The sequence below is a fragment of the Yinghuangia sp. YIM S09857 genome (assembly GCF_051388915.1).
Lineage (GTDB): Bacteria > Actinomycetota > Actinomycetes > Streptomycetales > Streptomycetaceae > Yinghuangia.
In genome coordinates this window covers 238,717-260,954 of sequence record NZ_JBPKBH010000008.1, presented here as the reverse complement: position 1 = coordinate 260,954, position 22,238 = coordinate 238,717, and the positions used below count along the sequence as shown (strand labels likewise).

General features: G+C 71.8%; 16 protein-coding genes. 13 read left to right on the top strand and 3 right to left on the bottom strand.

The features are described 5' to 3' along the window. Positions 1-313 precede the first annotated feature (313 nt). Positions 314-1,132 carry an HAD family hydrolase gene (locus ACRX5S_RS19650; protein WP_436774403.1) on the bottom strand — a complete coding sequence of 273 codons (819 nt, stop codon included), beginning with the start codon at positions 1,130-1,132 and terminating at the stop codon, positions 314-316. A gap of 1,095 nt (positions 1,133-2,227) precedes the next feature. Here ACRX5S_RS19650 and ssd point away from each other — a divergent pair. The 7 genes from ssd to ACRX5S_RS19615 all read left to right on the top strand — a co-directional run bounded on the left by ssd (position 2,228) and on the right by ACRX5S_RS19615 (position 8,337). Beyond that, the gene (gene ssd / locus ACRX5S_RS19645; protein ID WP_436774285.1) at positions 2,228-3,328 is read left to right on the top strand and encodes a septum site-determining protein Ssd; all 1,101 of its coding nucleotides are present in this window, start codon (positions 2,228-2,230) and stop codon (positions 3,326-3,328) included. A gap of 510 nt (positions 3,329-3,838) precedes the next feature. Beyond that, a complete protein-coding gene (locus ACRX5S_RS19640; RefSeq protein WP_436774402.1) occupies positions 3,839-4,996 on the top strand; it encodes a TadA family conjugal transfer-associated ATPase in 1,158 nt (385 codons plus the stop codon). A gap of 67 nt (positions 4,997-5,063) precedes the next feature. Beyond that, positions 5,064-6,050, top strand: a complete 987-nt coding sequence (locus ACRX5S_RS19635; protein WP_436774284.1) for a type II secretion system F family protein — start codon at positions 5,064-5,066, stop codon at positions 6,048-6,050. Continuing rightward, positions 6,038-6,817: a type II secretion system F family protein gene (locus ACRX5S_RS19630; protein WP_436774283.1), complete on the top strand. Its 780-nt coding sequence runs from the start codon at positions 6,038-6,040 to the stop codon at positions 6,815-6,817. The genes ACRX5S_RS19635 and ACRX5S_RS19630 overlap by 13 nt, the downstream gene beginning before the upstream one ends. A gap of 110 nt (positions 6,818-6,927) precedes the next feature. Beyond that, a complete protein-coding gene (locus tag ACRX5S_RS19625) occupies positions 6,928-7,488 on the top strand; it encodes a DUF4244 domain-containing protein (protein ID WP_436774282.1) in 561 nt (186 codons plus the stop codon). A gap of 91 nt (positions 7,489-7,579) precedes the next feature. Next, positions 7,580-7,891, top strand: a complete 312-nt coding sequence (locus tag ACRX5S_RS19620) for a TadE family type IV pilus minor pilin (RefSeq protein ID WP_436774281.1) — start codon at positions 7,580-7,582, stop codon at positions 7,889-7,891. Further along, positions 7,825-8,337, top strand: coding sequence for an Rv3654c family TadE-like protein (locus ACRX5S_RS19615; protein ID WP_436774280.1), 513 nt, complete (start codon positions 7,825-7,827; stop codon positions 8,335-8,337). Before ACRX5S_RS19620 ends, ACRX5S_RS19615 begins: the two co-directional genes overlap by 67 nt. 220 nt (positions 8,338-8,557) lie before the next feature. On the opposite strand, the gene ACRX5S_RS19610 is transcribed toward ACRX5S_RS19615, so the two are convergent. Further along, complete coding sequence (locus ACRX5S_RS19610) at positions 8,558-10,951, bottom strand: DEAD/DEAH box helicase (protein WP_436774279.1); 2,394 nt, start codon at positions 10,949-10,951, stop codon at positions 8,558-8,560. Positions 10,952-11,059: 108 nt separating this feature from the next. On the opposite strand from ACRX5S_RS19610, the gene bldG reads away from it, so the two are divergent. The 5 genes from bldG to ACRX5S_RS19585 all read left to right on the top strand — a co-directional run bounded on the left by bldG (position 11,060) and on the right by ACRX5S_RS19585 (position 17,398). Next, positions 11,060-11,401: an anti-sigma factor antagonist BldG gene (bldG, locus tag ACRX5S_RS19605; protein ID WP_358357365.1), complete on the top strand. Its 342-nt coding sequence runs from the start codon at positions 11,060-11,062 to the stop codon at positions 11,399-11,401. Between the two features lie 117 nt (positions 11,402-11,518). Further along, entirely contained in the window at positions 11,519-11,995 is a 477-nt protein-coding gene (locus tag ACRX5S_RS19600; protein WP_436774278.1) for an ATP-binding protein, read from the top strand. A gap of 395 nt (positions 11,996-12,390) precedes the next feature. Continuing rightward, entirely contained in the window at positions 12,391-14,784 is a 2,394-nt protein-coding gene (locus ACRX5S_RS19595) for a sodium-translocating pyrophosphatase (protein WP_436774277.1), read from the top strand. Positions 14,785-14,972: 188 nt separating this feature from the next. Continuing rightward, positions 14,973-15,788, top strand: coding sequence for a hypothetical protein (locus tag ACRX5S_RS19590; protein WP_436774276.1), 816 nt, complete (start codon positions 14,973-14,975; stop codon positions 15,786-15,788). A 125-nt stretch (positions 15,789-15,913) separates the two neighbouring features. Further along, the gene (locus ACRX5S_RS19585) at positions 15,914-17,398 is read left to right on the top strand and encodes a DUF7059 domain-containing protein (RefSeq protein ID WP_436774401.1); all 1,485 of its coding nucleotides are present in this window, start codon (positions 15,914-15,916) and stop codon (positions 17,396-17,398) included. A gap of 118 nt (positions 17,399-17,516) precedes the next feature. Here the strand turns inward: ACRX5S_RS19585 and ACRX5S_RS19580 are convergent, their stop codons facing one another. Further along, on the bottom strand, positions 17,517-19,121 hold the full coding sequence (locus tag ACRX5S_RS19580) for an MDR family MFS transporter (RefSeq protein ID WP_436774275.1): 1,605 nt from the start codon (positions 19,119-19,121) through the stop codon (positions 17,517-17,519). Positions 19,122-19,672: 551 nt separating this feature from the next. On the opposite strand from ACRX5S_RS19580, the gene topA reads away from it, so the two are divergent. Continuing rightward, positions 19,673-22,238, top strand: a 2,566-nt coding sequence (gene topA / locus ACRX5S_RS19575; RefSeq protein WP_436774274.1) for a type I DNA topoisomerase, incomplete at its 3' end; no start/stop codon positions are given.

Here is a 22,238-nt window from a genome sequence, read left to right as displayed (position 1 = left end):
CGGTCCGTGTGGCCGTCTGCCTCGGTGGGGTGTCGCCACCCCGCCCGGAGGCGGTCCCGCGGGCCGTTGACCCCCTTTCTACTGGGTCGCCGGAGTCAGGGGAACCCTTCGCCCAAGATCTTTACCTTTCGGGTCGAAGGTGATCAATCGGACGCCACGGCCGCGCGGTTCGGGCGGGTTCGCCGTCGTGCGCGCGGTCGTTCGGTGCGGCTTGGCCACAGGGCGGCTGGGTACGCGGTGGCGGAACCCGCCGGACCCGGCCGCCCGTTCGTGTGCCCAACCGGTGCGGCGGGGGCGCCCGAGTGGGGTCCGGTCAGCGCCTCCGCTTCGCGGCGTACCAGACCAAGCCCGCCGCGGCGGCGCCCGCGCCGAGGGCCGTCGCCGCCAGCACGGACCGGGACGGGACGGGCAACGTCGGGACGCGCTGGCGCAGTTGAACCGGCCGGTTGAACGTCAGCACCGGCCATCCCCGTGCCACGGCCTCGCGGCGCAGGCCCCGGTCCGGGTTGACCACGTAGGGGTGGCCGACCGCTTCGAGCATGGGCAGGTCGGTGACGGAGTCGCTGTACGCGTACGAGCGCGCGAGGTCGTAGCCCTCGCTGTCGGCGAGTTCGCGCACCGCCTTGGCCTTGTTCTCGGCGTAGGCGTAGTACTCGATCTCGCCGGAGTACCGCCCGTCCTCGACCACCATGCGCGTCGCGACGACCCGGTCCGCGCCGAGCATCTCCCCGATGGGCTCGACCACTTCCGCCCCCGACGAGCTCACGATCACCACGTCGCGGCCCGCCGCGTGGTGCTCCTCGATCAGCGACGCGGCCTCGTCGTAGATCAGCGGGTCGATGAGGTCGTGCAGTGTCTCCGCGACGATCTCGCGCACCTGTTGCACGTCCCAGCCGCGGCACAGCGCGGAGAGATACTCGCGCATGCGCTCCATCTGGTCGTGGTCGGCGCCGCCCACGAGAAACACGAACTGGGCGTACGCGCTCTTCAGCACGGCCCGGCGGTTGATCAGACCGCCCTGGTAGAACGATCTGCTGAACGCCAGCGCGCTGGACTTGGCGATGATGGTCTTGTCGAGATCGAAGAACGCTGCGGTGCGCTTGGGTACGTGGTTTTCCACGTACCCGAGGATAGGGGGAGCCATTCGGCGTAAACTCAGGCACGCGGGTTTGCCCGAGAAGCCTCTCGGGTACATCCTGGAAGCCACGGATCGTTCTGCGACCGTGCTAACCCGGTCCGGCTCCTCCCCCCCCGAGTCGGCCGTGGAGACGACCCCCGCTCTCCCCCCCGGCGGGGGTCGTCGCTTGTCCGAGGCGATTTCGCGCGGGCGTTCGGGGTGGGCTCCCAAGGCGGCTCCGCAGCGGTGTCGCCCGGCATTTCCGGACCATTTCCCGGCTGTTCGGGGCCGCTCCCGGCTCGCTGTCGGCTTCCTAGGCGCCGCGGGCGTGACCGTCCGACCTCGGCGAGCGGTGTGCGCACTGGGTGCGCAGATGTGTCCAGGGGCCGCGCACGGAGATCGTACGCCGCGCTCACGCACGGCTCGCGGGCGTCGCCAGGACGGCCGCCGACTGGTGCCCTCGCGTTCGTCTGCGCTGTGTCTTGCTATCGCCCTTGTTTACGCGCGTGCATACCGCTTGGCCGGGAACCGACTAACCCTGGGCTAACCCGTGCGCCGCCGACGCGCGGACTGTGCGGTGTCCTGACATGCGCGGCGGCGCGGGCGATCCGTTCGGATTTCTTCGGTTCTCTCGGGTTCCGTCAAGTTCCTTCTGGTTTCTTGGAGTTGGTTGTTCGTGTTCGCGGATCGGAGAGTTCCGCGCGTGGTTCGGCGATTTCCGTCTCATCGCCCGCACATATGCACTCGATCGCTACTTCACCATCCCTCAAAGGGGTGATTTCGTTATCCACAGGGCGGAGTTATCCCCAGCTTTGCTCCACCCGCTCGGCCGAACCTCCGGGGTGCGCGAAGGTTGAGGCAGCCCTTCGGGAGGCCGCACACCGGACAGCAGCAGCACACCGCACCGCCCCCGCGCACGCTCCAACGCGCGGCTTCGAGGCCCTGCTTCGAGCCGCCGTCGGGTCGTCAGCACCGCGTGGGAGCACCGCGGCCGGATGACGTGGCCGAAGCCTCTGTGAACACAAGACGCGCACCGACCTCCCGAGCACACCCGACCGAGCCGACGCATGCGTGCGTCCGGCGGCCGGTCCACGCACTCGGGAGCACGGCATGTCCTCGTTGTCACCACCACGTCCGGTCGGTCCACCGCGTCCCCTGCTCGTCACCGGGGACCCGCGGCTTCTGGACGAACTCCTGCGCCTGTGCGCGGTCACCGGCATCGAGCCCGAGGTCTGCGCCGACGCGGGATCCGCCCGCGCGGGCTGGGGCGCGAGTCCGCTGGTGATCGTCGGCGACGACCTCGCCGACGAAGCCGCCCGCTGCGGACTCCCGCGCCGCGACGACATCGTGCTCCTCGGCTCGGACCTCGACGACGGCGAGGTCTGGCGCCGCGCCGTCGCGGTCGGCGCCGACCACGTCATCTTCCTGCCTGACGCCGAGGCCTGGCTGGTGGACCGCTTCGCCGACATCGCCGACGGGGCCACCAGCGCCGCGCTGTCGGTGGCCGTGGTCGGCGGGCGCGGGGGAGCGGGGGCGAGCACCCTCGCCTGCGCGCTGGCCGTCACGGCCGCGCAACGCGGGCGGGCCGCCGCCCTGATCGACGTCGACCCGCTTGGCGGCGGCATCGACGTTCTGCTCGGTGGCGAGGCCGTCGGCGGGCTCCGCTGGCCCGATCTGCGGGGCGCCCGTGGGCGCGTCGACGGCGGGGCGCTCTCCGCCGCGCTGCCCCGGCTGCACGGCCTCACCGTGCTGTCGTGGGACCGCGGCGCACCCGGCGGCGTCCCACAGGACGCGATGCGCGCGATCGTCGGCGCCGTCCGCCGCCGCCACGAGGTGGTCGTCGTCGACATGCCCCGGCGCCCGGACGCCGTCTCGGAGGAGGCCCTTGCCCAGTGCGGGACGGGCCTGGTGGTGATCCCGGCGGAGTTGCGCGCGATCGCCGCCGCGGCCCAAGTGGTCTCGCTGGTCCGGCCGGTGGTCCGCGACCTCCGCGCCGTCGTGCGCACCCCGTCACCGTCCGGCCTCGATCCGGACGAGGTCGCCGCCAACGCCGGCCTCCCCCTGGCCGGTGAACTCCGCCACGAGTCGGGCCTCGTCGAGTCGGTCGAACGAGGCGAGGCCCCCGGCACGAAGTCCCGCAGCCCACTCGCCAGGTTCTGCCGGGACTTCTTGGACAGAGCCATGCCCGCAGCCCATCCGGAGGTCGCATGAGCGCCTTCGTGCCGCAAGCGGTCGCCACAGCCCCATCGGGGGTCGCATGAGCGCCTTCGTGCCGCAAGCGATCGCCACACGATCCGAAGCGGCCATGCCCGTTGCCGCCCCCTCGTCCCCACCCGGGCCCACCCCGAGGAGTCGTTCATGAGCCCCAGCACCCCCTCGCACGGCGTCGCCGGCGTCTACCCCGCGCACCCGGCGCTTGCCCCCACACAGGCGGCCCGCCCCGGAACTCCGGTCGCCTCCGCACCTGGTGGCGGCTCGATCCACACCGCACTCATCGCGCCCACCCCGCCTGTCGCTCCGGCACCTCGGCACCCGCTCACCCCACCGCTCCCGAGCGCACCCTCGCCCTCGTCACCGACCCCGGCTCATGCCCGGCCCGTTTCGCCCCCGCCGCCTCGGCCGCCCGTACCTCCCGGCCCGCCCGCACCTCCCGGCCCTCCCGGGTCGGCCGGCCCTCCCGGGTCGGCCGGGGCGGCCGACTTCCCACCCGCCGAGGCGGCGATCGATCCACAGCTTGTGGACAGCGTGCGAGCCCGGCTCGCAGCGGAGGGACGCGACCCCACGCACGCCGCCGTGGCCGACGCCCTGCGCGCCCAGGGCCGCGTGCTCGGCGACGCGACCGTCATGGCCGTGCTGCGTGCCCTGCGTTCGGAGATCGTCGGAGCCGGTCCCCTCGACATGCTCCTGGCCGATCCCGAGGTTACCGACGTCCTCGTCAACGCGCCGGACGAGGTATGGATCGACCGCGGCGCGGGGCCGCAGCGCACGCGCGTCACCTTCCCCGACGACGCCGCGGTCCGGCGCCTGGCCCAACGCCTCGCCACCACCGCGGGCCGACGGCTGGACGACGCCTCGCCGTACGTCGACGCCCGCATGCCGGACGGCGTCCGCCTGCACGCGGTGCTCAAGCCGATCGCGGTCCGCGGCACCTGCCTCTCGCTCCGGGTGCCGCGTCGCACCACCATGTCCCTGAACGACCTGGTCACCTGCGGGGCGTTCCCGCCCGAGGTGGCCGAGATCCTGCGGGCGATCGTCGCCGCCCGCTGCGCGTTCCTGGTCTCGGGCGGTGCGGGGACTGGCAAGACCACCTTGCTCGGTGCCCTGCTCGGGACCGCCCACCCCGCCGAACGCCTGGTCCTGATCGAGGACTCCGCCGAGCTGACGCCCCGCCACGCGCACGTCGTCAGGCTGGAGTCGCGGCCCCCCAACATCGAGGGCGCGGGTGCCGTCACCCTGCGGGACCTCGTCCGTCAGGCACTGCGCATGCGACCCGACCGCATCGTCGTGGGCGAGGTGCGCGGCGCTGAGGTCACCGAGCTGCTCGCGGCGTTGAACTCGGGCCAGGAAGGCGGCGCGGGCACCATCCATGCCAACTCGGCCACGGATGTGCCCGCGCGCCTCGAAGCACTCGCCTCCCCGGCAGGTCTCACGCGCGATGCACTGCACAGCCAACTGGCCGCCGCCTTGGACTTGGTCGTCCATCTGGTGCGCGACCGCGACGGGCTGCGGCGGGTCGCCGAGATCCACGTGTTGGAACGCAATCCGCGGGGGCTTGTGCACCCCGTTCCGGCGCTGCTGCTCGACCGCACCGCCCCACACCGCCAAGGCCCCGGTTTCCCCCGCCTGGCGGCCCGCCTGGCGGGCTGGTGGCGCCCCTGAGGGCGACGGTCCAACCTCCGCACGCCTTTTCGTGCCCAATCCAGCGATCCAGACAGGCGGCTTCCCCATGACCACACTCGGCATCACCGTCATCGCGATGCCACCGCCGACCACGCTTGCCGCACCGCTCCCGACTCCGATGGCCGTCGGTACCCTCCTGGCTCCGGCCCTCGCCGCCGGTGCCATCTGGATCGCGGGTGCCCGGGTGGGACGTGCGCGGGTGCGCGACCTTGCGGTGTCCTCGCCCGGCGGAGTCCCGACACTTGATGACCCCCACGGCGTAGGCGACTTCATCGATCCGTGCGCCCGCGCTCAGCCGGTCCACGGTCGGTTCCGGGTCGCACTCCGTGCGCCGGAGGCTCGCGGCGTGGCGATTCTGCTCGGTTGCTCGGCCCTGCTCGCGGTGGTGACGGGGTCCCTCGTTCCGCTGGTGCTCGCATTACCGGCGACCGCGTACACACTGCGACGCCGCGCACGGGCCCAGGTATTGCGGGCCGCCATTGACCGTCGCGCGGGAGTCACGGAGTTGGCGACCGCGATGGTCGGCGAACTCCGCGCCGGACAAGCGCCGTCCGAGGCATTCACGGTCGCTGCCCATGTGCTTGCCGGGCCCGTCCGTACCTGCCTCACCGAGGCGGTGGCCGTCGCGCGCGTCGGTGGTGACGTCCCCGACGCACTCGTCCGGGCCGCCGCCGCACCGGGCGCGGACGCGCTTGCCCGCATCGCGGCGTGCTGGCGGGTCGCCGCCGAGCGCGGGGCGGGGTTCGCACCGGCCCTCGACCGGATCGCCGCCGGACTGCGCGCGGAGGAGTCCGGGCACCGCGAGTTGGAGGCCGAGCTGTCCGGCGCACGTACCACCGCACGACTGCTCGCGGCGCTTCCGCTCGTCGGTCTGGTGCTGGGGCAGGGTGTCGGAGCCGACCCGCTCGATGTCCTCCTGCACACGCCGTTGGGCGTCGGATGCCTGGTCCTGGGACTGATCCTCATTGCTCTCGGCCTCGACTGGACGGACCGTATCGCCCGTGACGCTCGGGGGCCGCGATGGACGGCGTAGCGGCCGCACCGGGGTTCGTCGGAGTGGGCGTCCTTGCGGCCTGCGCCGTGTGGTTCGCCGTCCCGGCACCCCGCACCGGCGGCCGAGAGCGACTCAAGGCCGCCGTCGGAGCCAGCCGTACGGACCGTGCCGGCACTCCGCGGCCCCGGGAACTCCGCGCCGCCCGCGTGCGACGCGGAACGGCCGCCGCACTCGCGGGATTTGCGGCAGCGCTGGTCATCGGTGGACTGCCCGGCGTGCTCGCCGCCCCGCTCGTCGGTGCGGCCGTGGACCGACAACTCGGGCGCATGGCCCCGGCGGCCGACCGACTCCGCCGTGAGCGCATGACGGCTGATCTTCCGACCGCGGCAGACCTGTTGTCGGCCTGCCTCGCCGCAGGCGCGCCCCCGGCCGAGGCGGTGACGGCTGTCGCCGACGCCGTCGGGGGGCCGCTCGGCGGCGAACTCCGGGCTGCGGCAGGCGCCGTACGGCTCGGCGGTGATCCGGCGCGCTGCTGGTCGACCCTGGCCGCGCACCGCGAACTGGCCCCGCTGGCCAGGGCGCTGTCCCGCTCCGGCGAGGGCGGCGCACCGCTCGCGGAACGCATCGCCCACCTTGCCGACGAATGCCGCGACCGGCGTCGCAGTGACCTGACCGCGGCGGCGAGACGTACGGCGGTACGCGCAACTCTCCCGCTCGGCGTGTGCTTCCTGCCCGCCTTCCTGCTGATCGGCGTGCTGCCGGTGGTCGTCGGCCTGGCAACACCGCTGCTCGCCGCCCAGAGCTGACGGGACCAGCTGCCGCAGACCGACCACCTGAGCCGCCGCTCTCACCCTCAGAACTTCCGAGTCCCTGCCTCCCGCAGGCTCCGCCCCGTTCACGCATCACAGGAGAACTCATGTCCGACACCACCACCGCAGTCACGCCCACAGCACCGTCAAGCGTCGCAAGCGAGAATCCCGCCACGCCGATCGTCGCCGTCCCGACGACCCCCGCGTCGACCGCCGAACCGACGGCCTTGTACGACACCAAGTCCGACACCACCTCCGACACCACCTGCGACACCACGCCGGACGCGACATCGGACAACGCACAACCGGACACTGTGCCTCCGCGTCCTGCGTCCAACCCGTCGGCACCCGCTTCGGAGCCGCAGCCCAGCACCGGTCACCCGGCCGGCGCCGACCGTCCGCACGGCCCCGACGAACCGCCCGCCGCCAAATCAAGGCCCGGCATTCCGTACGTTCCCGCAAAGCGTTTCCGTGCCCGAAGTGCCGTTCTGTTGAAGCGAGTTGGTGTGCTTCTCCGGCGGGACGACGGAATGTCCACGGCGGAATACGCGGTCGGCACCGTTGCGGCCGTCGCATTCAGTGCGGCGCTCTACAAGGTGGTCACGAGCGACGTCGTGACGAACGGGTTGAGCGCCATCATCGGAAAGGCGCTCGATGCGACTTTCTGATGCGACCGACACGCTGTCCATGCCGACTGCTCGGAAAACAAAACGGAAGTTTGCCGGATCGGACGGCGGATACGTCACCGCGGAATCGGCAATGGCGCTTCCGGCTATCGCCCTGGTCCTGCTCGGTCTCACGACCATCGTCATCGCGGTGGCGGTGCACATCCGCTGCGCGGACGCCGCGCAGGCGGGAGCACGGGCGTTGGCGCGGGGTGAGGCTCCGGCGGACGCACTGGCCGTCGTTCACGAACTGGCGCCGCACGCCTCTGTCGCCGAGCACACGAAGCGTGACGGACGGGTCCGCCTGCGGGTGACCGCCGAAGTCCCGCTTCCCGGGCCGTGGAGCAGGTTGCGGATCCCCGTGGAATACACCGCAGTTGCCGTGGACGAGGAGTCACCCCCGTGAGCCGGCCCGTGAACCGACCTCCGAACCGGCCCCTGGCCGGGCCCCTCAACAAGCCCGCAGAACCCGCGGCTTCCGATCGTTCCCCGCAACCGCACGCACGAACAGGAGAGGAGGGCTCCGGAACCGTCTGGGTGGCGGTCTGGTCGCTGCTGCCGGTGTGCCTGGCGATGGTCATGCTGGCGTACGGCGCCGCGGTTGCGACACGCCATCGCGCCGCCGCCGCCGCGGACTCCGCGGCTCTGTCGGCCGCGTACCAGGCGTCGGTCGGCGGCCAGGGCAACAACCCCTGTGCGGTGGCCCGTCAGGTGGCCGCCGAGCACGGCGCGTCCCTCACGGCGTGCAGCCTGAACGCCGAATTCGCCGACGTCGTCGCGGAGTCCAGACCGCCGCTCCTGCTGCGCCCGTTCGGCACCGCCCGCGTTGCCGCCCGTGCCGGCCCCCGATGAACGAAACACCGTGCGTCCCTCGGTCCCACCCCCGAGGGGCGCACGGCCCCCTGCCTCACACGCGGCTCACACCCGGCGCGCGCCCGACTCAACCTGCTCACGCCCGACGCACATCCGACTCAACCTGCGCACATACGACTCACACAACGACTCACACAACGACTCACACAACGACTCACACCCGCCCAACCTGCTCACCCCCGGGCCTGCCCACCCACACTCATGCCAACTCCGGAGTCACTTCCCCCGCCTCCGCCCGTCCTCCGAGCAGCACCGTGAGCAGCCTGATCGCACCCGGCTTGTCGAGCGGGAAGTTGCCGTTGCCGCACTTCGGGGACTGGACGCAACTGGGGCAGCCGGACTCGCATTCGCACGCCGCGATGGCGTCCCGGGTCGCGGTGAGCCAGGTGGCGGCGGTGGCGTACGCGCGTTCGGCGAAGCCCGCGCCGCCCGCGTGGCCGTCGTAGACGAACACCGTGGGCAGTCCGGTGTCCGGGTGCAGGGCGGTGGAGACTCCGCCGATGTCCCAGCGGTCGCAGGTCGCGAAGAGCGGGAGGAGGCCGATCGAGGCGTGTTCGGCGGCGTGTGCGGCGCCGGGGAGGTCGGTGTCGTCGAGTTCCGCGTCGGCGACCTGGTCCGGGGTGACCGTCCACCAGACGGCGCGGGTGCGGAGCGAGCGTTCCGGCAGGTCGAGTTTGTGCTCGCCCAGCACTTCGCCGGTGACGATGCGGCGGCGCTGGTACGACACCACGCGGCTGGTGACCTCGACGGAGCCGAAGTGCAGGCGGCCCTCGCCCCAGGGTTCCGCCCGCACTTCCTCCAGGATCCGGATGTCGGTCTTCTCGCGTGCGGAGGTCGTCCAGTCGGGCGAGGCGCGGCGGACCAGGGCGACGTCGTCCTCCAGGTCGAGCAGCCTGACGAGGTACGTGTCCCCCTGGTGGAGGTGCACGGCGCCTTGGTGAACCGCAGTGTGCGCGGCCGCGGCGTCGACCGTGCCCAGCACCCGGCCGGTGTCCTCCTCGACGACGCGGACCGCCTGGCCGCCGGCGCCGCGGATGTCGGTGAGGTCGGTGGCGCGCTGCGGGCTGGTCCAGAACCAGCCCGTGGCCCGCTTGCGCAGCAGTCCGCGGCGGACCAGGCCGGGCAGCAGCTCGGGGGCGACCGGTCCGAAGAGAGGCAGGTCGCTTTCCTCCAGCGGGAGTTCGGCGGCGGCCGCGCACAGGTGCGGGGCGAGGACGTACGGGTTGTCGGGATCCAGGACGGTCGCTTCGACCGGGCGGTCGAACAGCGCTTCGGGGTGGTGCACGAGGAACGTGTCGAGCGGGTCGTCGCGGGCGATCAGCACGGCGAGTGCGGCCTGTCCGGCGCGGCCCGCGCGTCCGGCCTGCTGCCACAGCGACGCGCGCGTGCCGGGGTATCCGGCGAGCAGGACGGCGTCCAGGCCGGATACGTCGATGCCGAGTTCGAGTGCCGTGGTGGCGGCGACACCAAGCAGGCGCCCGTCGTGCAGCGCGCGTTCGAGGCCGCGCCGTTCGTCGGCCAGGTAGCCGGAGCGGTAGGTGGCGACGCGTTCGGCCAGTCCGGGGTCGATGCGTTCGAGTTGGTCGCGGGCGATGACGCGGACCACCTCGGCGCCGCGCCGGGAGCGTACGAAGGCGACCGTGCGCACGCCGTCGACCACGAGGTCGGTCAGCAGGTCCGCGGCCTCCGCGGTCGCGGTGCGCCGCACGGGGGCGCCGCGCTCACCCTTCAGATCGGTGAGCGGCGGTTCCCACAGGGCGAACGTCAGTGCCCCGCGCGGGGACGCGTCGTCCGTCACGGCCTCGATGTCGCCCGGCCGCATGCCGATCAGCCGGGCCGCAGCGCCGCCCGGATCGGACACCGTCGCGGACGCCAGGATGAACACCGGGTCGGATCCGTAGCGCCGACACACCCGGCGGAGACGGCGGATCACCTGGGCGACGTGCGAGCCGAACACGCCGCGGTAGGTGTGGCACTCGTCGATCACGACGTACTTCAGCGCCTTGAGGTACGCCGACCACGTGCGGTGCGCGGGGAGCAACGACCGGTGCAACATGTCCGGGTTGGTCATCACGTACGCCGCATGTCCGCGCACCCAGCGCCGCAGATCGGCGGGCGTGTCGCCGTCATAGGCCGCCGCGCGCACCGGATCGAGTCCCGTTTGCGCGGCGCGCAACTCGTCCACGGCCCTGATCTGGTCGGCTGCGAGTGCTTTCGTCGGGGACAGATACAGCGCGGTGGCACCACGGCCGTTCGGAGCCCGGGTACCCTCCAAGAGGGCGGTGAGTACCGGCAGAAGGTAGGCCATGGACTTGCCCGAGGCGGTGCCGGTCGCCAACACGACAGACCGGCCCGACGCGGCTGCCGATGCGGCATGCGCCTGGTGTTCCCAAGGGTGGTCGATACCGGCCGCCCGAAAAGCGTCCACGACTTCCGGGCGCGCCCAATCGGGCCAGATGGTCGGCCTGCCCCTCCGCGGGGGTATGCGCCGAACGTGTGTCACTCGATCGGGTCGCCCGTGGGCCGCCGTCAAGCGGTCCAACAGGTCTTCCTGGGAGTGTGGATTGGGCGACATCGGGCACCAGTCTCGCATCGAAAGTCGCGGGATTCATCGTCCTGTAGCGCCCATAAGTGGTTGAATGCCTTGGCGGCTGCCGATCCTTGGGGGGCGACCGCTCGATAGCAAGGTGCTGGAGGATCCGTGGACCTGTCCCTGTCGACCCGAACCGAGGGCGGCCGTACGGTCGTCGAGGTGGGCGGCGAGATCGATGTGTACACCGCCCCCAAACTGCGCGAGCAATTGGTGGAACTCGTCAACGACGGGAGCTACCACCTGATCGTGGACATGGAGGGTGTGGACTTCCTGGACTCGACGGGTCTGGGCGTGCTGGTGGGCGGCCTCAAGCGCGTTCGCGCGCACGAGGGGTCGCTGCGCCTGGTGTGTACTCAGGAGCGCATCCTGAAGATCTTCCGTATCACCGGTCTGACCAAGGTGTTCCCCATCCACACCTCGGTGGAGGAAGCCGTCAACGCGACGGACTGAGCCGCGCCTGTCCGTCTCCGCGCGGAGGGCGCTCCGCCCGCCACCGCTTCAACCAGGTAGCGCTTCGTACCGGATAGCCCGCCGGTCGGAACGTCGGCAAGTACGGCTGGGGGATCTATGGCCATCGTCGAGTTGCGCTTCACCGCGCTGCCCGAACACGTCCGTACGGCGCGGCTTGTCGCCGCCGCCGTGGCCCGCCGGGCCGGTGTCGCCGAGTCCGTGTTGGACGAGGTGCGGCTCGCCGTCGGCGAGGCGTGCTCGCGCGCGGTCGGCCTCACCCGCCAGGTGGGTGCCGACGAGCCGGTGACGGTGACGCTCGACGACGGGGACGGCCGCTTCTCGATCGAGGTGCGCGACGCCGTCCCGCAGCCCGCGGTCGTGGGCGCCGGCGAGTCCGGCGGTTCCGGCGACCTGGGTCCCCATCCGGGGGCGAACGGAACCAGCCTGGACGTCGCGGAGAGCGAGCTCGGCCTTGCCGTGATCCTCGGCCTGGTCGACGAGTTGGACGTGCGCGCGGGTGCCGACGGCGGCAGCATCCGTATGTCGTGGCCGTCCGAGAAGGGCAAGATCGGGGACGACCCGCTCGGGTTGTGACGCGGTCGGCGTGCGTCCGGGCCGGTGCCCGGGGCGCCGCGCCGGCAACTGCTCCGGACGACTGAATTATCCGCGAACGGCGGGCCTTCCCAAGGGAGGGCCCGCCGTTCGCGTTGTGCGCGCCGACGCATTGCGCCGACTCGTTGTGGGAGCGCCCGATCCGAGGCGGCAACGGCCTTGCCCATATCCCGATTTCGGCGGTGCAAAACCTGTTTACCCAGGGATTGCCCCGAATCGAGGCGTAGTGCGCGTATTTTATGCATAATTCGATATGATCATGAAGATTACCGTGGTGTGTTCTTGATCATTTGCATACACTCCCATTCACGTTGTAAAAGATCGTCTAGCGCCCGTCTGAGAAGCCAGTCCGAAACATCCCTCGCGATGGAGGACGCATGTCCGGGCTCCAACTCACCGAACTCGCCACTGTCACCGCCGCACCGGGGACCGCGGAGGTCGCCGGGACCGATCTGACGTACGTCGTGGTGGTCGCGGTCATTGCGCTGGCCGCCCTCGCCGTCGCGGCAGCCCTGGTACGCCAGGTGCTCGCCGCCGACGAGGGCACCGCGAAGATGAAGGAAATCGCCGGTGCCGTCCAGGAAGGCGCCGCGGCCTATCTCACCCGCCAGTTCCGCACCCTGGGGCTCTTCGCCGTCGGGGTCTTCTTCCTGCTGATGCTGCTCCCCGCCGACGGCTGGGACGAACGCATCGGCCGCTCGGTGTTCTTCCTCGTCGGCGCGGTGTTCTCCGCGATCACCGGCTATACCGGCATGTGGCTTGCGGTCCGCAGCAATGTGCGCGTGGCCGCCGCGGCCCGCGCCGGCGGATCCGGGCCCGAGGCCTCGCACACCGCGATGCGCATCGCGTTCCGCACCGGCGGTGTCGCGGGCATGTTCACCGTCGGCCTCGGCCTGTTCGGCGCCGCGCTCGTGGTCATCATCTACCGCGAGGACGCGCCCAAGGTCCTCGAAGGGTTCGGCTTCGGCGCGGCCCTGCTGGCCATGTTCATGCGTGTCGGCGGCGGCATCTTCACCAAGGCCGCCGACGTCGGCGCCGACCTCGTCGGCAAGGTCGAGCAGGGCATTCCCGAGGACGACCCGCGCAACGCAGCCACCATCGCGGACAACGTCGGCGACAACGTCGGCGACTGTGCGGGCATGGCGGCCGACCTGTTCGAGTCGTACGCCGTGACGCTCGTCGCGGCCCTCATCCTCGGCAAGGCCGCGTTCGGCGACGCCGGACTCGTGTTCCCGCTGATGGTCCCGGCGATCGGCGTGATCACCGCGGTCATCGGCATCTACGCGGTCTCGCCGCGGGCCGGGGACCGCAGCGGCATGACCGCGATCAACCGCGGGTTCTTCCTGTCCGCGGTGATCTCGCTCGCGCTGGTCGCCATCGCCGCGTTCGCGTACCTGCCGAGCAAGTTCTCCGAGCTGGAGGGCTTGTCCAACACCACGGACACCGGCCGGGACATCCTCGAACACTCCGGCGACCCGCGGGTGTTCGCCCTGGTGGCGGTGCTCATCGGCATCGTGCTGGCGGCTGTGATCCAGCAGTTGACCGGCTACTTCACCGAGACGTCCCGGCGTCCGGTCAAGGACGTCGTCAAGACCTCGCTCACCGGCCCGGCGACCGTCATCCTGTCGGGCATCTCACTCGGCCTGGAGTCGGCGGTGTACGCGGCGGTCCTGATCGGCATCGCCGTATACGGCGCGTACCTGCTCGGCGGCGGCATCATCATGCTCGCCCTGTTCGCGGTGGCGCTCGCCGGAACAGGCCTGCTCACCACCGTCGGCGTCATCGTTGCGATGGACACGTTCGGCCCGGTGTCCGACAACGCGCAGGGCATCGCCGAGATGTCCGGCGACGTCCAGGGCGAGGGCGCGCAGGTCCTCACCGACCTGGACGCCGTCGGCAACACCACGAAGGCCATCACCAAGGGCATCGCGATCGCGACCGCGGTGCTCGCCGCGACGGCGCTCTACGGGTCGTACCGAGACGCCGTCGAGACCGCGCGCGTCGAAGTCGGCGAAAGCGCGAACGCGAGTATGTCGCGCCTTGAGGCGCTGTCGTTCAGCCTCGACATCTCGCAGCCGAACAACCTGTTCGGGCTGATCCTCGGCGCCGCGGTCGTCTTCCTGTTCAGCGGCCTGGCCATCAACGCGGTCTCGCGGGCCGCGGGCGCGGTGGTGTTCGAGGTGCGCGAGCAGTTCCGCACGAAGCCCGGGATCATGGACGGTTCGGAGAAGCCGGAGTACGGCCGCGTCGTGGACATCTGCACGCGCGACTCGCTCCGCGAACTCGCCACACCGGGCCTGCTGGCGGTGATGGCGCCCGTTGCCGTCGGATTCGCCCTCGGCATCGCGCCGTTGGGCGCGTTCCTGGCCGGGGCCATCGGCGCGGGCACCCTCATGGCGGTGTTCCTCGCCAACTCCGGCGGCGCGTGGGACAACGCCAAGAAGACCATCGAGGACGGCACGTTCGGCGGCAAGGGCACCGATGCGCATGCCGCGACGGTCATCGGCGACACGGTCGGCGACCCGTTCAAGGACACTGCGGGTCCGGCGATCAACCCGCTGCTGAAGGTGATGAACCTGGTGTCGCTGCTCATCGCCCCGGCGGTGGTCAAGCTGACCATCGGCGCGGACGCGAGCGACGGGCTCCGCGCGGGGATCGCCGTCCTCGCGATCGTCGTGATCATCGGCGCGGTGTGGTGGAGCAAGCGCAAGTCCATCGCCGTCGGCACGCCGGAGAGCGAGGCGAAGGACGCGACTCCGGTAGGGGGCTGACCTGCGGCGGGACGTGCCACCCCGATGACCGGACCGGCCGGTACGACGGCCGGCCCGGGCGAGGGACGGAGGGCGATGCGTGGACCGCGTCGCCCTCCGTCCGCGTCGTATGCCACCCTCGGACTGCCGCGGGCCCAGCCGCACGGGCCTTGCAGACGCGGTACGGCGATGCGAACACGGAGACGAGCGTGGCACGGAAGACCCCGGCGATGACCCCCGCGAAAATCCCCGCGAAAATCCCCGCGAAAACCCCGGCGGTCGCGGCGCTGGCCGCCGCCGTGCTGCTCCTGACCGCCGGATGCGGCGACGACGGCGACGACAACACCAAGAAGCTGGCCGAATGGGCGGGGCAGGTCTGCACCACCGACGTCACCGGCCGGATCGACGCCTCGAAGCAGGCCCTCGACGACATATCCACCGTGGTCCCCAACGAGGGACCGGAGGCCCTGAAGACCCGCCTCGTGGAGGACGTCGCCAAACTCGCCGACGCGAACACCGCCTTCGCCGCCGCGCTCGACCGGGCGGGCCCGCCCAAGATCAAGGACGGCCGCGCCCAGTTGCAGGTGCTCACCGGTGACCTGCGCGCCACCGCCGCCGGGTGGACGGCCGTCAAGACCAAGCTGGACGAGCTGCCGACCGGGGACCAGAAGGCGTTCGCCGACGCCCTGCGCGCGCTGGAGCCGAGCATCTCCAGCTCCGTCACCGTCTCGCGCGCCGCGCTGGACAAGCTGCACCAGGGCGCACTGGGCAAGGCCCTGGCCGGAGTTCCGAACTGCGTGAGCGGCCCGGCGGCCCCCGCCACCGCGCCGAGCGGCGACACGCCAGAGACGTCGCCCGCGCCGCCCGCCGACCCGGCGACGGGCCGGCCGCCCGAGTCGTCGCCCGCTCCCGAGTCGGGCTCGCCGTCGGCGTCCGAGTCGGCGTCCGGCTCAGCCTCGCCGTCCGAGTCTTCCTCGGAGTCGTCGGAGTCGTCGGAATCTCCGTCCGCGTCGCCTTCCTCGTAGGCGTCAGCCCGCGCGCGGCCCACTCGTGACGCGTCCACAGCCGTGCGGCTCCGCGCGCCACCCGGGGCCGACGGCCGGTCGTGGTCGGCAGGCCGGTCCGCACGAGGCAGGATGGTCCTGTGACGATGCACGACTCCTCCCAGGTGGCCCGGCTCCGCGAGGCCCTGGCCGACGCGGACTACACCGTCGACGGATGCCTCGACGCGCTCGGGCCGCAGGCGTACGGCGCCCTGTCGCGCAGCGAGACCGTCCCCGCGCTGCGCTCGCTGCGCGGCGACGGCGGCCCGCTCGCCACGCTGATCCGGCTGTTCCTGCTCCAGACCCGGGTGCCGCTTGCGCAGGCCCGCGCCGCGCTGCCCTTCGACGAGGCGGTCGCCGGCGGCCTGTTGGAACGCGACGGCGACGAGGTGCGCGCGCTCGTCGACATCCGGCCGTACGGCGAGGCCGACACCGACTGGTGGGTCGTTTCCGACCTCGGCAGCGGCATCGGCGGGGTCTCCGGTCCGGTACGCCCCGACCACGTCCTCGGCGTCGGCGGCGCGTCGACGACCCTCGCCGGGATCACCGTGCGCGAGCCCGCCGACCGCGTCCTCGACCTCGGGACGGGCTGCGGCGTCCAGGCCCTGCACGCGTCGCGGCACGCCCGCGCGGTCACCGCGACCGACGTCAACCGGCGTGCGCTGGACCTGACCCGGCTGACGATGGCGCTGTCCGGGGTCGGCAACGTCGGTCTGGCCGAAGGGAGTCTGTTCGAGCCGGTGGAGCGCGAGACGTTCGACCTGATCGTCTCGAACCCGCCTTTCGTCATCTCGCCGAAGGGCCGCTTCGTGTACCGCGACGGCGGCCTGCCCGGCGACGAGATCTGCCGCCGCCTGGTCGCCGAGGCGCCCGCGTACCTGGCGGACGGCGGCTACTGCCAGTTGCTGGCCAACTGGCAGCACGTCAAGGGCGAGGAGTGGCAGGACCGTCTCCGCGCGTGGCTGGCGCCCACCGGCTGCGACGCGTGGGTCGTGCAGCGCGAGGTCCAGGACCCCGCCCAGTACGCCGAGTTGTGGCTTCGCGACGCCGGAGACCACCAGAGCGCGGACTACGCCGCGCGGTACGACGCCTGGCTGGACGCGTTCGAGCGCGACGGCGTGGAGGGCGTCGGATTCGGCTGGATCTCGCTGCACAAGTCCGGTGCGGAACGCCCGGTGGCGCACATCGAGGAGTGGCCGCACCCCGTCGAACAACCGCTCGGCACCGAGATCGCGGCCTGGTTCCGCCGCCAGGACGCGCTGCGCTCGCACGACGACGCGGCGCTCCTCGGCACCGCGTTCCGCCTGGCGTCCGCGGTGCTCCAGGAGCAGACCGGCCAACCGGGCGCCGAGGACCCGGAGTACGTCGTGCTCCGCCAGCAGCGCGGAATGTGCCGCGCGGACCGCGTCGACACGGTCGGCGCCGCGCTGGCCGGGGCCAGCGACGGGCGCCTGACGGCCGGGGCCATCGTGGACGCGATCGCCGAACTGCTGGGCGAGGACCGGGTGGGCCTGCGCGACGCCGTGCCGGGCCCGCTGCGCTCCCTCGTCGCCGACGGTTTCCTGCTGTTCCCGGACGACTCCGCGGACTGAGCGGCCGCCCCCGGCAGCCCCCGAGCCGGTGACCTGAAACGCCCCCCCCGGGCCACCAGTCCTACCTGACCTGTCCTGCCTGACCTTGTGCTACCTGACCTGTCCCACCTGACCTGTCCTATTTGACCCGCGCCATCCGCCGCCGCTTCCCCCGCTCCGCCCGCGCCTCGACCGGCAGCCGCGTGTCGCGCATCGACGCCGCCGCCGCGAGGCCGAGGAGCACACACGGCAGCACCACGATGTAGACCGTGCTCATCCCGGCTGAGTACGCGTCGTGCACGGCCGCCTGGAGGCCGGACGCGTATTCCCGCACCCGCTCCGGATGCGCCAGCGCCGCGTCCGCCCCGCCGGGCGGGAGCTGCCCGTCCGCCACCCGGTGCTCGGCCAGTTCGCCCGGCAGCGTGTCGGTGAACCGCCGGGCGATCACCGCACCGAACACCGCCGTGCTGATGGTGCCGCCGAGTGTCCGGAAGAAGGCGATGGACGACGTCGCGATGCCCAGGTCGCGGCGTTCCACGGTCGCCTGCGCGGCCAGGATCAGCACCTGCGAGGTGAAGCCGATGCCGATCCCCGACACCACCATCGCCGGCCACAGCGCAAACGCGGGTGCCCCGAGGACCTGCCACGCGAGCAGTACCGCGGACACCGCCGAGAGTGCCATGCCGATCATCGGGAACACCTTGATCCGCCCGGTGCGCGCGATGAGCCGCCCCGAGGTCGTGGACCCCACGAGGTTCGCCGCGATGAACGGCAGCATCAGCAGCCCGGCCCCGGTCGCCGTGAAACCCCGTCCGAGTTGGAAGAACTGCGGCAGGAAGACCATCGACGCGTACATCGTCGAGCCCATCAGGAAGGCCGCCGCGCACTGCGCGGTGAACGAACGGCTGTGGAACAGCCGCGGCGGCCACAGCGGTTCCCGGGCCCGCCGCTCCCACCAGCCCGTCGCCACGAGCAGCAGCACCGCCGCCGCGGCCAGTCCGCACGCCGTCGCCGAGGTCCAGGCGAAGCGCTCCCCGCCGAACGACACCAGCAGCAGGAGCGCGCTGACCCCGCCGACCAGCAGCAGCGAGCCGAGGTAGTCCACGGACACCTGCGAACGCCGCCGTGGCAGGGTCAGGCTGCGCTGGATCACCACGAACGCGACCGCGGCGAACGGCAGCATCGAGAAGAAGCACCAGCGCCACCCGATGGTGTCCACGAAGACCCCGCCCAGCAGCGGCCCGAGTGCGGTCGAGGACGCGAACGAGGCGCCGATCCAGCCCTGGTACCGGCCGCGCTCGGCGGGGGAGATGATGTCGCCGATGACCGCCTGGCACAGCGTGATGATGCCGCCGACCCCGGCGCCCTGCACCGCGCGGAACGCGATGAGCTGCCAGATGTCCGTCGCCACGCCCGACAGCGCGGTGCCCGCCGTGAAGACGCCGATGGCGGTCAGCAGCAGCGGCTTGCGGCCGTAGAGGTCGGAGAGCTTGCCCCACAGCGGGGTCGCGGCGCAGTTGGTGAGCAGGTGCCCGGCGACCACCCAGGCCACCTTGTCGACCCCGCCCAACTCGCCCGCGATGGACGGGAGGCCCGTGGTGATGATGGTGCTGGCGAGTGCCGCGATGAACATCGAGATGAGCAGGCCGGTGAAGACCGTGCGCCGCTGAGCTGCGCTGATGTCGGCGTACGGGGGTGCCGCCGCCGTGTCGGCCTGGGGGCCTCCGGCTGCCTCGTGCTCCATCGCTGGCCCCGCTTCCGTGCTGACCTGACGCTCCATCAGAGATAACCAGCAGGGGCCGAGGAAGCAAGATGTACGGGCCACCCGTCGTTTTCCGGCCCGTCCACGGCGTGCACGGAGCGTGGCGAACGGATGCGCGGAACGTTCGCGATCACGTGCCTGACAAGCGGATTCCGCGATCCCGCCGGGCGCCCGGCACCCGCTCGCACGGCCGTTCGGAGGCCCTCGGACGGGGGAGGGTTAGCGGCCCGGGAAGCGGGAACCGTTGGGTGCGCGTTACCGTTCGAGTGGCATCGGGCCGATCCGTGTCGTATACCGGGCAGGGCCGGTTTGACATCGGGGGCTGGGATACCGTCACACTCCGCCACACGGCGGCTACATTCCCTGACGGGCGTCGGCCGCCCGAGCAACGCCGGAGCACGACCCGGGGAGGCCCGGGGCAATGGCGGAGCAAGCGCCGCAGCAGGACCGCAGCAGTACCCCGGCAACGCCCGAGCAGTGCCCGTAGTGCCCCCGCAGTGCCCCACAGCAGCAATCTGGAGAGAAGAGCGAAGGTGTCCCCGAGCAGCGAGACCGCGCGCGAAGGCAGTCGACTCGTCATCGTCGAGTCGCCTGCCAAGGCGAAGACGATCAAGGGCTACCTTGGGCCCGGTTACGTGGTCGAGGCCAGCGTGGGTCACATCCGCGACCTGCCGAACGGCGCTGCCGAGGTCCCGGCCGCGTACGAGGGCCAGTCCTGGGCGCGCCTCGGGGTCAACGTCGAAGCCGACTTCGAGCCGATCTACGTCGTCAACGCCGACAAGCGGCAGCAGGTCGCCAAGCTCAAGAAGCTCCTGAAGGAAGCCGACGAACTCTTCCTCGCCACCGACGAGGACCGCGAGGGCGAGGCCATCGCGTGGCACCTCCAGGAGGTCCTTCAGCCCAAGGTGCCCGTGCGCCGCATGGTGTTCCACGAGATCACCAAGGACGCCATCCAGTCCGCCGTGGCGAATCCGCGCGAGCTCAACCAGCGCCTGGTCGACGCCCAGGAGACCCGCCGCATCCTCGACCGCCTCTACGGCTACGAGGTTTCGCCGGTCCTGTGGAAGAAGGTCGGCCCGAAGCTGTCCGCCGGCCGTGTGCAGTCGGTCGCGACGCGCCTGGTCGTGGAGCGCGAGCGGGAGCGCCGCGCGTTCCGGTCGGCGTCCTACTGGGACGTGCTCGGCACCTTCGACACGGGTCGCGCCGGCGACGCGACCGACCCGCGCACGGTCAACGCACGCCTGGTCAACCTGGACGGCAAGCGCGTCGCCACCGGCCGCGACTTCGGCTCGGACGGGCAGCTCAAGGGCCGCGACGTCCTGCACGTCGACGAGGCCGGGGCCCGCGCGCTCGCCGCGGCGCTGGAGTCGGCGCAGTTCGCGGTGCGCGCGGTCGAACGCAAGCCGTACCGCCGCTCGCCCTACGCGCCGTTCCGCACCACCACGCTCCAGCAGGAGGCCTCGCGCAAGCTCGGCTTCGGCGCCAAGGCGACCATGCAGGTGGCCCAGAAGCTGTACGAGAACGGCTTCATCACCTACATGCGTACCGACTCCACGACCTTGTCGGACACCGCGATCGCCGCGGCCCGTGCCCAGGTCCGCGAGCTGTACGGCGCCGAGTACCTGCCCGACGCGCCGCGCTCGTACGCCGGCAAGGTCAAGAACGCGCAGGAGGCGCACGAGGCGATCCGCCCCTCGGGCGACCGCTTCCGCACCCCCGCCGAGACCGGTCTGACCGGCGACCAGTTCCGGCTGTACGAGCTGATCTGGATGCGCACCGTCGCCTCCCAGATGAAGGACGCGATCGGCCAGTCCGTCACGGTCCGCATCGGCGGCACCGCGGCCGAGGCGCCCGGCCTGCCGGGCCGCGACGCCGAGTTCACCGCGTCCGGCAAGATCATCACGTTCCACGGCTTCCTGAAGGCCTACGTCGAGGGCTCCGACGACCCCGAGGCGGAGCTGGACGACCGCGAGCGGCGCCTGCCGATGGTCGAGGAGGGCGACGCCCTCACCGCCGTCGAGCTGACCCCCGAGGGCCACGCCACCAAGCCGCCCGCCCGCTACACCGAGGCGTCGCTGATCAAAGAGCTGGAGGAGCGCGAGATCGGCCGCCCGTCGACGTACGCGTCGATCATCGGCACGATCCTCGACCGCGGCTACGTGTTCAAGAAGGGCACCGCGCTGGTCCCCTCCTTCATCGCGTTCGCCGTCGTCGGACTCCTGGAGAACCACTTCGGGCGCCTGGTCGACTACGACTTCACCGCGAAGATGGAGGACGACCTCGACCGCATCGCCCGCGGCGAGACCGAGGCGGTGCCGTGGCTGCGCCGCTTCTACTTCGGCGAGGACGCGCCCGGGGGCGGTGCCGCGTCGGGGGACCACCTCGAAGGCCTCAAGGACCTGGTGACCGACCTGGGCGCGATCGACGCGCGCGAGGTCAACTCGTTCCCGGTCGGCGACGGCATCGTGCTGCGCGTCGGGCGGTTCGGTCCGTACGTCGAGCGCGACGACAAGCGCGCCGACGTCCCCGCCGACCTGCCGCCGGACGAGCTCACCGTCGAGAAGGCCGAGGAACTGCTCAACAAGCCGAGCGGCGACTTCGTCCTCGGCACCGACCCGGCCACCGGGCACCTGATCGTGGCGAAGGACGGCCGTTACGGGCCGTACGTCACCGAGGTGCTGCCCGAGCCGGAGGCCCCCGCCGCGCCCGAGGCGGGCGTCCCGGAGCCCGACGCGGCGGGGACGGGTGACGCGGACAAGGCGCCCGCGGCCAAGAAGACGGCCGCCAAGAAGACCGCGAAGAAGACCACCAAGAAGGCCGCCGCCAAGGGGCCGAAGCCGCGTACCGCCTCGCTGTTCAAGTCGATGGCGCTCGACACGGTCACCCTTGAGGAGGCGCTGAAGCTGTTCTCGCTGCCGCGCGTCGTCGGGGTCGACCCGGCCAGCGGCGAGGAGATCACCGCGCAGAACGGCCGCTACGGCCCGTACCTGAAGAAGGGGACGGACTCGCGGTCGCTCACCACCGAGGACGAGCTGTTCACGGTCACCCTCGACCAGGCGCTCGCGATCTACGCTCAGGAGAAGAAGCGCGGCCGCGCGG

Coding starts and splice junctions, on each gene's coding strand:
- ACRX5S_RS19625 (WP_436774282.1), top strand. CDS start 6,928: ATGTCCGACACCACCACCGCAGTCACGCCCACAGCACCGTCAAGCGTC.
- ACRX5S_RS19610 (WP_436774279.1), bottom strand. CDS start 10,951: ATGCGAGACTGGTGCCCGATGTCGCCCAATCCACACTCCCAGGAAGAC.
- ACRX5S_RS19620 (WP_436774281.1), top strand. CDS start 7,580: ATGGCGCTTCCGGCTATCGCCCTGGTCCTGCTCGGTCTCACGACCATC.
- ACRX5S_RS19580 (WP_436774275.1), bottom strand. CDS start 19,121: ATGGAGCACGAGGCAGCCGGAGGCCCCCAGGCCGACACGGCGGCGGCA.
- ACRX5S_RS19595 (WP_436774277.1), top strand. CDS start 12,391: ATGTCCGGGCTCCAACTCACCGAACTCGCCACTGTCACCGCCGCACCG.
- ACRX5S_RS19630 (WP_436774283.1), top strand. CDS start 6,038: ATGGACGGCGTAGCGGCCGCACCGGGGTTCGTCGGAGTGGGCGTCCTT.
- ACRX5S_RS19585 (WP_436774401.1), top strand. CDS start 15,914: ATGCACGACTCCTCCCAGGTGGCCCGGCTCCGCGAGGCCCTGGCCGAC.
- ssd (WP_436774285.1), top strand. CDS start 2,228: ATGTCCTCGTTGTCACCACCACGTCCGGTCGGTCCACCGCGTCCCCTG.
- ACRX5S_RS19600 (WP_436774278.1), top strand. CDS start 11,519: ATGGCCATCGTCGAGTTGCGCTTCACCGCGCTGCCCGAACACGTCCGT.
- ACRX5S_RS19635 (WP_436774284.1), top strand. CDS start 5,064: ATGACCACACTCGGCATCACCGTCATCGCGATGCCACCGCCGACCACG.